Source organism: Rhodanobacter sp. OK091 (assembly GCF_900142825.1).
GTDB lineage: Bacteria > Pseudomonadota > Gammaproteobacteria > Xanthomonadales > Rhodanobacteraceae > Rhodanobacter.
In genome coordinates, this window is record NZ_FRCH01000001.1 from 210,354 (window position 1) to 223,643 (window position 13,290).

A 13,290-nucleotide genomic window follows, 5' to 3' on the forward strand; every position below is an offset into this window, starting at 1 on the left:
CGGTGACGCCTGCGTTGAATCGATCGGGGCGTCCCTTGTCCCCCACCCCAACGACAGAGGTTCCATCCATGCGCAAGAACATCACCCTAGGCCTGATCCTGAGCTCGGCCATGGCTCTCACCACGCTCGCCTTGGCGGCTCCTTCAGGCCAGGCCGACGGCATGCATCAGGGCCGGTTTTCACACCAGCACGGTCACGGCATGGGCTTCGAGAAGCTCAACCTCACCGATGCGCAGCGCACCAGCATCAAGCAGATCGTGCAGAGCAGCTTCGCGCAGAACAAGACCCAGTGGCAGGCACTGCGCCAGCAGCGCAGCGCGTTCGAATCGATGACGCCGGATCAGGTGGGCTACCAGGCGGCAGCAGCCAGCCTGGCCCAGGCCGAAGCCGACGCCACGCGCGTGCGCGTGCAGCAGAAGGCCACCGTGCGTGCGCAGATCTATGCCTTGCTGACGCCGGCGCAGAAGGCGCAGTGGGCGTCGATCAAGCAGGAGAAGCAGGCACGCCGACAGCAGTGGCAGCAGTTCAAGGCGGAGCATCCGGCAACGTCATCGACAACGCCGGCAGCGCAGTAGCCGATTCATAAAGGAGCATCGAAAAACCCGTCCTAGCTCGTCATTCCTGCGCAAGCAGGAACCCAGCGACTTTCAAGCTTTTGAAAAGCTAAAGGCGCTGGGTCCCAGCTTGCGCTGGGATGACGGGTACGCTGCGCCAGCATCGGGAAGCCTTTAGCCGATCAGCGCCAGTGGCCACCCACCCAGACATGCCCCGATGCCCAATACCCGGGCACCCAGACACCGGCGTGATAACCACCGCGCGGCGCCACCACCACGCAGCCGGTCATGGCGAGGCTGCCGCCGATCACGGCGGCGGCGATGAGACAAGCGGACATGAATCGACGCATGGGGCACTCCTTCGAGAGATGTGCCGTGAAGAACGTCGATGCCGGTTGTGCCGATGACCGCAGCCGCCAGCCACGATGGCTGGCGTTCATGTTTTTCGGCAACGCGATGTCAGCGTGCTGCCAGCGCGTCCACGGTGGCCCGATAAGCCGCGGCGATGCGCATCTCGTCGCGGTGCCGGAAATCGCGCACCACCCACTCGCCGCCGCACATCACGTCGCGCACCAGCGGCGTATTGCCGGCAAACAGGAAGCTGTCCAGCATGGAGCGGGCATCCCGCGCTGCCAGCAACGGCGAATTTTCGTCCAGCACGATCAGGTCGGCGCGCATGCCGCTGTGCAGTCCGCCGACAGGCAGGCCCGAAGCCTGCGCGCCGCCATGCAATGCGGCACGCCATAACGTCTCGCCCACGCTGACGCCCTGCGCACGCGCCGCGATATTGCGATGGCCGCTGGTCAGGCGCTGGCCGTATTCCAGCCAGCGCAGCTCCTCCACCGGCGAGACCGAGATATGCGAGTCCGAACCGATGCCGAGCGTGCCTCCGGCGTCCTGGTAGTCGGCCAACGGAAACAGGCCATCGCCGAGATTCGCCTCGGTCGTGGGACACAGCCCGGCCACGGCGCCGCTGCGCGCGAGCTGCAAGGCTTCCGCTTCGGTGAGATGAGTCGCGTGCACCAGGCACCAGCGCGCATCCACGTCGGCATGTTCGAACAACCACTCCACCGGGCGGGCGCCGCGCGTGGCGAGGCAGTCCTGCACTTCGCCGACCTGCTCGGCGATATGGATGTGGATCGGGCAGGCTTTCGCGATGTCGCTGGCGAGCACTTCACGCATCGCCGCCTCCGGCACGGCGCGCAGCGAATGCAGTGCGATGCCCACACGCAGATGGTCGCTCTCGTGTTGACGCAATGTTTCGAGCCGGCGCAGATAACCGTCCACGTCGTGCCCGAAACGGCGTTGCCGCGCGGTGAGCGCGCGGCCATCGAAGCCGCCGCTGATGTACAGCACCGGCAGCAGGGTCAGCGCGATGCCGGCTTCGCGCGCGGCCTCGATCAACGCCAGCGACATCGCCTCGGGCTGCGCGTACGGCGTGCCATCCGGCTGGTGATGCAGGTAATGGAACTCGCAAACCTGGGTGTAGCCGGCCTTGAGCATCTCGACGTAGAGCTGGGTGGCGATCGCCTTGAGTTCATCCGGACCGATCGCGGCGGCGAACGCGTACATCGTCTCGCGCCAGCTCCAGAAGCTGTCGTCGCTACGCCCCTTGCGCTCGGCCAGCCCGGCCATCGCACGCTGAAATGCATGTGAATGCAGGTTCGGCATACCCGGCAGCACCCAGCGGCCGATCGACTCTCCGGCGCCGCCTGTCGCGTCCAGCAACCGACCGCTCGCCGTGACGTCGAAAGTCGCGTCGGCTTGCCAGCCCTCGGCACACCATAGTTGATCAGCCCTGAGGCGGCGAATGGCGGCGCTGTTGCTCATGGTGCGTCTCCGGACAACGATACGTGCAGTGTAACCGGTGGATGAAAGCGCCTTCACCTGAAGCTTCGGTGGCCTATGCATAATCGCGCGATGGCCAAGAAACCTCACGAAAACGCGCCGAAACTGCTGCTTCGGCAGGCCGTCCTCGATGACGTGCCGCAACTGGTCGAGCTCACCTCGCGGATCTACACGCCCGAATGGGGCCACTCGGCGGAGATGCTGCGTTCCCAGCAGACGCATTTTCCCGAAGGCCAGTTCGTGGTCGAGTACGAAGGCAAAATTGTCGGCTACTGCGCCACCTTCCGTATCGACGAAGCCACCGCGCTGGCGCCGCATACCTGGATGCAGATCACCGGCGGCGGCATGGGCTCGCGCCACAAACCGGACGGCAACTGGCTGTACGGCATGGAAGTGGTGGTGCACCCCGACTACCGCGGCATGCGCATCGGCCAGCGGCTGTACCAGGCGCGCAAGCGGCTGTGCATGGAACTCAAGCTGCGCGGCATCGTGTTCGGCGGCCGCATCCCGGGCCTGGCGAAGAACCTGGGGCGTTACGGCACCGCCGAGGCGTATGTACAAGCGGTGGTGGAAGGCAAGCGGCGCGACCTCACGCTGAGCTTCCAGCTGTCGAACGACTTCGAGGTGATCGGCTTGCTGCGCGCCTACGTGCCGACCGATCACGAATCGCTGGGTTACGCAGCTCATCTGGTCTGGCGCAATCCGCAACTGCTAGATCAGCCGGACATGCCGCCGATCACCTCGGCACGGCTGCTGCCCGATTCGGTGCGAGTGGCTTCGGTGCAATACCAGCAACGGCGAATCACTTCGTTCGACGAATTCGCCACCCAGGTCGAATATTTCACCGACATTGCCGCCGACTACAGCGCGGACTTCGTCACCTTCCCCGAACTGATCACGCTGCAGCTGCTGTCGATCGAGAACACCGAACTGTCGCCGGTGGAGTCGATCCGCAAACTGAGCCACTACACACCGCAGGTCAAGGAGCTGTTCAGCCGGCTGGCGGTGCACTACAACATCAACATCATCGCCGGCACGCATCCCACCGAGCAGGCCAACGGCGACATCCACAACGTCTGCTATGTGTGCCTGCGCGACGGCTCGATCCACGAGCGCGAGAAGCTGCACCCCACGCCTAGCGAGCGCAATGTGTGGAACATCACCGGCGGCGACAGCGCCGCGACCGTGCTCACCGATTGCGGCCCGATCGGCGTGATGATCTGCTACGACGCGGAATTTCCCGAAGTGGCGCGCCACCTCACCGACCAGGGTGCGCTGATCCTGTTCGTGCCGTTCTGCACCGACGTGCGCGAGGGCTACCTGCGCGTGCGCTACTGCGCGCAGGCGCGCGCGATAGAGAACCAGTGCTACGTGGCGATGTCCGGCAATGTCGGCAACCTGCCCGGCGTCAACAATTTCGACATCCAGTACGGCCAGAGCTGCATACTCACCCCCAGCGATTTCGGCTTCGCCCGCGATGGCATCGCCGCCGACTCCACGCCGAACATCGAGACCGTGCTGTTTGCCGACCTGCGGCTGGAGACCCTCGCCCGCGCCCGCAACGCCGGCGCCGTGCAGAACCTGAAGGACAGGCGCTTCGACCTGTATGAGACGCGCTGGCGGCCGCGCTGAATCCGCGGAGAGCGGCTTGCGTGTGGATGCATGTCACCATGTGGGAGCGACTTCAGTCGCGATGCTCCTAGCTGGAACCACATAAGAGCATCGCGACTGAAGTCGCTCCCACAGCGTCGCTCCCGCAATGAGGTCTCCGTTCCCACATTTGTGGCGGTGACGTCTGCGATAATCGCGCCATGTCCGAATCGGCCGAGCCTGCATCGAAATCACCGAACCCGCGCCTGCAGGCGATGCTCGGCCATGAATTCTTCGCCCCGCATCACTGGAAACGCCGACTGGTACTGTGGGTCGGCGCCGTGCTGGTGGCGCTGGCGGCGATCCTGTTTGCCAAGGCCAGCGTGTGGTCGTATCAGCTGTTCCTGCGCATCCTCGGACACGGCAGCTGGATACCGTTGATCCTCACCCCGATCGTGTTCGGCCTGCTCGCCTGGATCACCGAGGGGCGTTTGCGCGCCACACGTGGCAGCGGCATTCCGCAGGTGATCGGTACGTTGCATATCGAGGACGCGGGTTTTCGCGCACGCATGCTGTCGCTGCCGATCGCCGCGGGCAAGATGGCCTTGACCTTGATCGCCCTCGCTGTCGGCGCGTCGATCGGACGCGAAGGGCCGACTGTGCACGTCGGCGCCGCACTGTTCTACTCGATCGGCAAACGTTTCGGCTTCGACGACCCCAAGGCCGCCTCGCGCTTCATCCTCGCGGGCGGCGCCGCCGGCATCGCCGCGGCGTTCAACACGCCACTGGCCGGCGTCATATTCGCGATCGAGGAACTGGCCGGCACCTTCGAGCACCGCTTCAGCGGCCTGCTATTGACCGCGGTATTCATCGGCGGCGTGGTTTCGCTCGGCATCATGGGCAATTACTCGTACTTCGGCCAGGTACAAGCCAGCCTGCCGCTGGGGCATGCGTGGCTGGCGGTGTTGCTGACCGGCATCATCTGCGGATTGCTCGGCGGCCTGTTCGCGCGGCTGATCCTGCTCGGCCGGCACGGACCGCTGGCCTATATCGGTCGCCTGCGCGCGCACGCCCCGGTGCTGTTCGCCATGGGCTGCGGCCTGGCGCTAGCGCTGCTCGGCCTGTGTTCGCACAACAGCGTTTACGGCACCGGTTACGACCAGGCCCGCGCCATCGTGCAGAACGCGGCTGGCATGCCGGGCGAGGGTTTCGGCGTCGAAAAACTGCTGGCCAACGTGGTGTCGTACTGGGCCGGCATTCCGGGTGGCATCTTCTCGCCGGCACTCGCGGTCGGTGCCGGCCTGGGCCAGAACATCGCGCACTTCCTGCCGGGCGCGCCCACCGCATCCGTGGTGCTGCTGGGCATGAGCGCGTACCTGGCCGGCGTGACCGGTGCGCCACTGACTTCGGCGGTGATCGCGATGGAGCTGACCGATAATCAGGCCATGGTGATTCCGATCATGGCGGCCTGCCTGCTCGCCCGCGCCGCGGCGTCGCTGTTCTGCCCGACTCCGGTTTACAAGGATTTCGCCGAGCGCATGGTGCAGGACTTCGAACGTCAGCAGGCCAGCCGCACTCGTGCGGACGCCCCGGCCGATGAGTCGACCGATCAGGATGAGCTCTCGTTGCCTGGCAGCCGCACCAGCGCATTCGACGAACCCGCCACGCCAGCCGATACCGATCCACCCCATCCGCCATGAACACCGTCACGGAGTCAGCGCAGCCATGAGTGAACCACGCTGGGATCGACTGCTGTTGAATGCCACGCTGGCGACGTTTGTCGGCGGCACGCCGTATGGGCTGATCGTGCATGGCGCCATCGCGCTGCATCACGGCCGCATCGCCTGGATCGGCGGCATGGATGCGTTGCCGGATGCCCCGGATGCGCTGGCCGGCGTCGTCGAATCGCTCGATGGCGCGCTGGTTACGCCGGGACTGATCGACTGCCACACCCACCTGGTCTTCGGTGGCGATCGCGCACATGAATTCGACTTGCGCCTCAACGGTGCCAGCTACGAGGAGATCGCTCGCGCCGGTGGCGGCATCGTCTCCAGCGTCAGCGCGACCCGCGCGGCCAGCGAGGAACAGCTGTTCGCGCAATCGCTGCCGCGCGCGCGGTCGCTGCTTGCCGATGGCGTGACCAGCCTCGAAATCAAATCCGGTTACGGCCTGGATCTCGACAGCGAACGGCGCATGCTGCGGGTCGCGCGCCGCCTCGGCCGCGAGCTGGGCATCAGCGTGCGCACCAGTTTTCTCGGCCTGCATGCGCTGCCGCCGGAATATCGCGACAGGCGCGCCGACTATGTGGCGCTGGTCTGCGACGAGATGCTGCCCGCGCTCGCGGCCGAAGGCCTGGTCGACGCGGTCGACGCGTTCTGCGAAAACATCGGTTTCACCCGCGACGAAACCCGTCGTGTATTCGAGCGCGCAAGACAGCTCGGCTTGCCGGTAAAGCTGCATGCGGAGCAATTGTCCGATCAGGATGGTGCCGCGCTGGTCGCCGAATACGGCGGCCTGTCCGCCGATCACCTGGAATACCTCAGCGAATCGGGCATCCACGCGATGGCCGGTGCCGGCACTGTCGCCGTGCTGCTGCCCGGCGCGTTCTACGCGCTGCGCGAAACGAAACTGCCGCCGGTCGCCATGCTGCGCGAACATGCCGTGCCGATCGCGATCGCCACCGACTGCAACCCCGGCACCTCGCCGCTGCTGTCGCTGCGGCTGGCAGCCGGCATGGCCTGCACGTTGTTCCGGCTGACGCCCGAAGAGGCACTGCTGGGAGTGACCGTCAACGCCGCCCGTGCGCTGGGCCTGACCGATCGAGGCACCCTCGCTGTGGGCCAGCGCGCTGATCTGGTGGTATGGGACGCGCGCCGACCGGCCGACCTGTGTTATTGGATAGGCGGCAGCCTGGCCCGCAAGATCTATGTGGCCGGCGAAGCCGTCTCGCGGCGCAAGCCTTCCAGGCGCACATCCAGCGCTTCGTAAAATGCCTGTGGCAGATCCGCCTGCACCGGCACCCGCCACCAGTGCGACTGGGTGAAACGCCGGCATTTGACGGCGTCCTTGTCGGTCATCAGCACCGGCAGGCCATCCGCGAAATCCAGATCCGCCGCCGCAAAATCGTGATGGTCCGCAAAAGAGTGCTCGATCGGCGCGATACCAGCCGCGCGCAGACTGTCGAAGAATCGCTGCGGATTGCCGATCGCAGCTACCGCGTGCACACGTTGACCACGGAAGCTGGCCAACGGTTGGGCTCGCCCGTCATTCAGCGCGATGACATCGCCGCCGCGCAATTGCATCAGGTACTCGCCGTCTTCGGCGATGCCGCCGTTGCAGACGCGCAGATCCATCTGCCGCAGCCGGCTCGGCGGCTCGCGCAACGGGCCGGCCGGCAGCAGCCGGCCATTGCCGAAGCGGCGCACGCCGTCGATCACGCAGATTTCCACGTCGCGCGCCAGCCGGTAATGCTGCAGTCCGTCGTCGGCGACCAGCACATTGCAACCGGCGTCGAGCAGCAATCGCGCCGCGGCGGGGCGATCTCGCCCTACCGCCACCGGCACGCCGCTGGCGTGGATCAGACAGGGCTCGTCGCCAACCTGCGCCGGGTCCGGCGCATCGCCGAGCAGCAGCGGCTCGCGCTGACTGCCGCCGTAGCCGCGACTGACCACGCCGGGGCGATAGCCGCGCGCGCGCAAGGCAGCGGCCACGGCGATCGTCAATGGCGTCTTGCCGGTACCGCCTACGCTGAGGTTGCCGATCACGATGACCGGCGCCGGCAAGCGCACACTGCGCAAGACACCCACCCGATAAAGCTTGCCGCGCAGACCGATCGCGGCGCCGTACAGCGCCGCCAGCGGCTGCGTCCACCATGGCGCGCGGCCATCGGCGTACCAGGCTGATTCGAGCGTATCGATCAGCGCCATGGGTGACCCTCAGTCGCCGGAGCGCTGATCGGGGTAATCGTGGAACTGCATGCGATGCAGAGCGGCATAGTGGCCGCCCAGCGCCAGCAGTTCAGCATGCGTGCCGCGTTCGACGATACGGCCCTGATCCATCACGGCGATCTGCTGCGCGCCTTCGATGGTGGACAGGCGATGCGCGATAACCAGCGTGGTGCGGTCCTTCATCAGGCGTTGCAGCGCCTGCTGGATCAATCGCTCGGATTCGGTATCCAGCGCGCTGGTGGCCTCGTCCAGCACCAGGATCGGCGCATTTTTGAGGATCGCGCGAGCGATCGCGATGCGTTGGCGCTGACCGCCGGACAACGTATTGCCGGCCTGCCCGATCTGGGTGTGTATCCCTTGCGGCATGCGCGCGATGAATTCCATCGCGTTGGCCGCCTCGGCGGCGGCGATGATGTCCGCTTCGCTGGCGCCGGCCAGTTCGCCGTAGGCGATATTGTCGGCCACGCTACCGTCGAACAGCACCACGCTTTGCCCCACCCAGCCGATCTGCTTGCGCAGCGAGGCCAATGTGTAAGCCTCGTAATTCTGGCCGTCCAGCATGATCTGCCCGTCGCTGGGTGCGTAGAAGCGCGGCAACAGGCTGACCAGGCTGCTCTTGCCGCTGCCGGAGCGGCCGACCAGGGCGGTCACCGTGCCCGGCGCGCAATGCAGGTCAACGCCGCGCAAGGCTTCGGCCTCGCTGCGTGGATAGACCAGCCGGATGCCGTGCATCGACAACTCTCCGCGCGTGCGATCCAGCACCAGCGTGCCGTGATCCGGCTCGGGCGGAAGGTCGATGATCTCGAACAGATCCTCGGCCGCGGACAGGCCGCGCTGCATATTCGCCTGCACATTGGCGAGCCGACGCAGCGCGGGCAGCATCATGCCCATCGCGGTCAGCACAGCCAGGAATACACCCGGCGACATGTCTTTCAGAACTTGTGGCCGCGTACCCAGGAACACCAGCGCGGCCAGCGCGCAGGCTGCCACCAGCTGGATGGTGGAGCTGGACGTGGCATTGGTCGCCGCGATCTTCAGGTTCAGCCCGCGGGTGCGCCGGGTAACCTCGCCGAAGCGGCTGCTCTCGTGCGTCTGACCGCCATAGATGCGCACCTCGCGATGCGCACCGACCGATTCTTCAACCGTGCCGGTGACCGAACCCATCGATCCCTGAATGCGCCGGCTGATCCGCCGGTAGCGCCGACTCACCATGGCGGCGATCAATGCGATCGCAGGCACCATGACCAGCAGCGCCGAGGTGAGATAAACACTGTTGTATAGCATCACCGCCAGCATGGCCATGACGGTGAATCCGTCGGTCACCACCGTTTTTATCGAGTCAGTCGCTGCCGCGGCCACCTGCTCGCTGGTGTAGGTAATGCGGGAAATCTGCTGCCCCGACGGCTCGGCACCGAAGAACGCGGCCGGCAGCCGCAGATAGGCATCGAAGACATCTTGCTGGATCGCCTGCACCACGTGCCGCCCCATATAGGAGATGCCGTAATTGCTGACGAAGGTGCCGACAGAGCGCACGAAAAAGATGCTGATGATCCAGATCGGCATCCAGAAAATCAGGTAAGCATCCTTCTTAGCGAACAAGTCGTCGGTGATGAGCTTCAACAGGTTCGTGAAAATCGCCTGACCGGCGCCATCCGCCAACATGCCGAACAGCGAGATCAAGCCCACCACCCAGTAGCGCCAGGTATAGCCGAGCAGGCGCTTGTAGATCCGCCAGGATTCCGCATCCCAGATCGTGACCCTCTTGCTCGCGTCGCTCACTGCGCTGCGCCCGGCTTGCTCGGTGTCGTGGCGATCGAGAGCTTGGTGAAGCCGAGCTGGCCCAGTGCGTCCATCGCGGTGACCACGTCCTGGTGCGGCGTCATCGCATCGGCGCGGATCGTCACCTGCCGCTCGCGGTCGTCGCCGGCATTGCGCGCGATGGTCTGCTTGAGCGGCTCGATGCCCTCGCCCAGCACTTCGTCGCTGCCCACATAGAAGTGACCATCGCGGTCGATCATGATGGTCAGCGCCGGGGCGTTCATGTCGCGGTCTTGCGCGCTCGCCTGCGGCAGGGTCACCTGCAGGCGCGAATGCTGCACGAACGTGCTGGTCAGCACGAAGAACATCAGCAGGGTCAGCAGCACGTCGATCAACGGAATCACGTTGATCTCGAAATCGTCCTGGCGGCGGTCGTTGCCGATACGCATCGGTGCGCGCTCAGCCTGGATCCGGCGTGGCGGACGTCGGCATGCGCCGCGGCCGCACCGGTGACGCCACGGCGGGCGCCAGGGTCAGATCGTCGAGCAAGGCAGTGGCCTGCTTTTCCATCTCCACGCAATAGCCGGCCACGCGCGAACGGAAATAACGGTGCAGCACATACGCCGGAATCGCCACGGTCAGACCCGACGCGGTGCAGATCAGCGCCTCGCCGATGCCGCCGGCCATCTTGGCCGGGTCGCCGATGCCGCCGGCCATCACTTCCATGAACATGCGGATCAGGCCGATCACGGTACCGAACAGGCCCAGCAACGGACCGATCAGCGCGATCGTGCCCAGCGTGTTGAGGTAGCGCTCCATCCGGTGAATGACGTGCCGGCCGGTGTCCTCGATACGCTCCTTGATCAGGTCGCGCGGCTGGTTGCGCACGGCCAGAGCGGCGGCCAGCAATTCGCCCAGTGGCGAACCGTTCGACAGTGTGTCGAGATGGCTGGGGTCGAGCTGGCCGGACCGCGCCCATTGGCGCACCTCGTCACCCAGACCCGGCGGCAACACCGACTTGCGGCGCAGGGTCCAGCAACGCTCCAGCACGATCGCCAGGGCAATCGCCGAACAGATCAGGATAGGCACCATCGCCCAGCCGCCAGCCATCAGAATTTCCAGCACTTTTCGACCCACCGCACTGCCTGACAAGAAGCGCGCATGATAGCAGTCTCGCTCCGCCGTACTGCGGCAGGCGTGGCATTCCTCATGTCACTCGCGCCAGTAGCGCGTCTGCCGCTGGCGCCAGCCCGGCTCCCGCCGTGGCGCGGCATCCACAGGGAAATCCAGCGGGATCGCGCCCTGCTCGGCCGTATTGAACAGCGGCACATGGGCCTCGGCGTAGCGCGCCAGCACCTCCGGCCTGGGGTGCCCGAAGCGGTTGTGCCATCCCGCAGACACCAGTGCCAGCGGCGGTTGCAATGCCTTGATGAAGGCCGCGCTGGACGAGGTCTTGCCGCCGTGATGCGGCACCAGCAACACCGGCGCCGGCCCCGCGTCGAGCGCGGCGGCCACTTGCGGCTCCACTTTCGAGGTGATGTCGCCGGTCAGCAGAAGACGCCCGCCGCGGCCCTCGACCAGCAGCACGCAGGAGCTGTCGTTGTCCCGATGGCTTTCGCCGGGCGCCGGGCTCAGCATGCGAAAGCGCACACCGTTCCACTGCCACGATTGTCCGGCCGCGCACTGGCGCATCGGCAACGGCATTCGTGCAGGTTCGCCCGTATAGCGCAGCGCCTGCGGGAAAGCCGCCGCCACCGCCTCCGTGCCACCGGCATGATCGTTGTCGCTGTGGCTGATGATCAGCATATCGAGCCGGCGGATGCCCAGGGCATGGATCGACGGCAGCGCTACCGCCTCGCCCAGATCAAAACCCGACGGATAGCGGGCGCCGGTGTCGTACAGCAGCGCATGGTCGCGGGTGCGCAGCAGCACCGACAAGCCCTGCCCCACGTCCAGCACCCATGCCTGGAAAGCGCCTTCGGCCGGCACCTGGCGCGGCGGCCACAACAACGGCAGGAACAGCAACAAACCCAGCCAGCGCAACGGCATGCCACGCGGCAGGAACAGCCACAGCGCGCCAGGCAAGGCCAGCAGCAACGCATACGGCTGCACCGTCGGCAGGTACCAGTGCGCGCCGGGCCAGGTCGACATCCGCACCAGCAGCCACCATTGCGCATGCGCCAGCTGCGCGGCCAGCCACAACACCGGAGTCGCCAGCGGCGGGCACAACCCCAGCAGCAGCATGCCGAACAGTGCGCACGGCACGATCAGGAAGCTGACCAGTGGCACCGCGATCAGGTTGGACAATGCACCCACCAGCGAGGCCTGACCGAAAAACCACAAGGTCAGCGGCAGCAGCGCCACCGTCATGATCAGTTGCCCCACCGACAGCTCACGCAGGAATGCACGCCAGCCGCGCCCTTGCGCCTGCAGGCACAGCATCAGGAACAACACCCCGACGAACGACAGCCAGAAGCCGGCCGCCAGCACCGCCAACGGGTCGAACAGCAGGATCGCGATCAGCGCCAACGCCAGCGATGGCGCCCCGCTGCTGCCGCGCCGACCGCAGCGCGCCAGCGCCACTACCGCGATCATCAGCAGCGTGCGCACCGTGGGCAGGCCGAAGCCGGCCAGCGCACTGTAGAAACCCGCGACCAGCAATGCAGTCGCCGCCTGCGCCTGCGGTCGCGGCAGCCGCAAACCCAGCTGCGGCCACAACGCATAAGCCAGCAGCGTCAGCCAGACTCCGAACACCGCTGCCACGCCCACATGAAAACCGGAAATCGCGATCAGATGCGACACGCCGTTCGCACGCGCCACCTCCCAATCCTGCGGCGCCAGTCCGCGCGTGTCGCCGACCGAAAACGCCTGCAACAACGCTGCGTCATGCGGATCATTCACGCGTGTCGCTATGCCGCGGGTGACGGCGTCTCGCACGCCATCGACGCACCAGCGCGGGCCAGCCAACCGGGTATTGCCGGGGTCATCGCGCACATAGCCGGTAGCCACGATGCCGCGCTCCAGCGCCGAGCGCTCGCTGTCGGCCACACCCGGATTGAGCAGGCCGCGCGGCCGCTTCAGCCGCAGCAACAGCTGCCAGCGGGTACACGGCTGCAGCACTGGCGCATCGTCGTACCAGGACACCGTCACCCGGCCATGCAACGCGACCGGATGGCCATCCAGCGTGGCCTGTTCCACCCGAAACGTGAAACGGCTGGCGTCGCTGCCGGCTTGCGGCAGGTCGATGACGCGGCCGATCACCGCGACGTCGTGGCCTTCCAGCGCATGCGGCAACCGCGCTTCCATCGCCGCAGCGCCGTGCCACGCCGCCCAGACGATGCCGAACAGCAGACACGCCAGCCAGCGCCAAGGTGGCCATCGCCATGCCAGCAGCCATGCGGCGGACAACAGCAGAGCGAGACACCAATGTGGAGGTAGCTGTGGCAACCACTGCACCAGCAATACACCGATCAGCAAAGCCAACGCTGTCGTGATTGCCGCGGGCATGATCGTCACTCGCTCCACGCCGCACGCCCTGCTCCGTCCTGGAAGAAGTCGAGCCTAACGCGGCGAGTACGGTGGCGTGGATGAAA

At 66.1% G+C, this 13,290-nt stretch carries 11 protein-coding genes; 4 read left to right on the plus strand and 7 right to left on the minus strand.

The window, feature by feature from the left end; all coding sequences use genetic code 11:
- Positions 1-68: 68 nt before the first annotated feature.
- On the plus strand, positions 69-575 hold the full coding sequence (locus BUA26_RS01070; RefSeq protein ID WP_072757122.1) for a Spy/CpxP family protein refolding chaperone: 507 nt from the start codon (positions 69-71) through the stop codon (positions 573-575).
- 161 nt (positions 576-736) lie between these two features.
- On the opposite strand, the gene BUA26_RS01075 is transcribed toward BUA26_RS01070, so the two are convergent.
- Positions 737-904 carry a YXWGXW repeat-containing protein gene (locus BUA26_RS01075; protein ID WP_178368512.1) on the minus strand — a complete coding sequence of 56 codons (168 nt, stop codon included), beginning with the start codon at positions 902-904 and terminating at the stop codon, positions 737-739.
- 109 nt (positions 905-1,013) lie between these two features.
- A complete protein-coding gene (locus BUA26_RS01080) occupies positions 1,014-2,384 on the minus strand; it encodes a formimidoylglutamate deiminase (RefSeq protein ID WP_072757126.1) in 1,371 nt (456 codons plus the stop codon).
- Positions 2,385-2,474: 90 nt separating this feature from the next.
- Between BUA26_RS01080 and BUA26_RS01085 the strand changes: the two genes are divergently transcribed.
- The 3 genes from BUA26_RS01085 to hutI all read left to right on the plus strand — a co-directional run bounded on the left by BUA26_RS01085 (position 2,475) and on the right by hutI (position 6,980).
- Positions 2,475-4,034 carry a bifunctional GNAT family N-acetyltransferase/carbon-nitrogen hydrolase family protein gene (locus BUA26_RS01085; RefSeq protein WP_072759911.1) on the plus strand — a complete coding sequence of 520 codons (1,560 nt, stop codon included), beginning with the start codon at positions 2,475-2,477 and terminating at the stop codon, positions 4,032-4,034.
- 179 nt (positions 4,035-4,213) lie between these two features.
- Positions 4,214-5,692 (plus strand): chloride channel protein, encoded by a 1,479-nt coding sequence (locus tag BUA26_RS01090; protein WP_072757128.1) that lies wholly within the window; start codon positions 4,214-4,216, stop codon positions 5,690-5,692.
- Between the two features lie 25 nt (positions 5,693-5,717).
- Positions 5,718-6,980 (plus strand): imidazolonepropionase, encoded by a 1,263-nt coding sequence (gene hutI / locus BUA26_RS01095; RefSeq protein ID WP_072757130.1) that lies wholly within the window; start codon positions 5,718-5,720, stop codon positions 6,978-6,980.
- Here hutI and lpxK read toward each other — a convergent pair.
- The 5 genes from lpxK to BUA26_RS01120 form a co-directional block, all read right to left on the minus strand.
- A complete protein-coding gene (gene lpxK, locus BUA26_RS01100) occupies positions 6,917-7,918 on the minus strand; it encodes a tetraacyldisaccharide 4'-kinase (protein WP_072757132.1) in 1,002 nt (333 codons plus the stop codon). The two genes, hutI and lpxK, sit on opposite strands and share 64 nt — an antisense overlap.
- A 9-nt stretch (positions 7,919-7,927) precedes the next feature.
- On the minus strand, positions 7,928-9,718 hold the full coding sequence (gene msbA, locus BUA26_RS01105; protein WP_072757134.1) for a lipid A export permease/ATP-binding protein MsbA: 1,791 nt from the start codon (positions 9,716-9,718) through the stop codon (positions 7,928-7,930).
- On the minus strand, positions 9,715-10,146 hold the full coding sequence (locus tag BUA26_RS01110) for an ExbD/TolR family protein (protein WP_072757135.1): 432 nt from the start codon (positions 10,144-10,146) through the stop codon (positions 9,715-9,717). Before BUA26_RS01110 ends, msbA begins: the two co-directional genes overlap by 4 nt.
- Positions 10,147-10,156: 10 nt before the next feature.
- Positions 10,157-10,822, minus strand: a complete 666-nt coding sequence (locus BUA26_RS01115) for a MotA/TolQ/ExbB proton channel family protein (protein ID WP_255368111.1) — start codon at positions 10,820-10,822, stop codon at positions 10,157-10,159.
- Between the two features lie 87 nt (positions 10,823-10,909).
- Entirely contained in the window at positions 10,910-13,204 is a 2,295-nt protein-coding gene (locus BUA26_RS01120; RefSeq protein WP_072759914.1) for a DNA internalization-related competence protein ComEC/Rec2, read from the minus strand.
- Between the last annotated feature and the right edge of the window lie 86 nt (positions 13,205-13,290).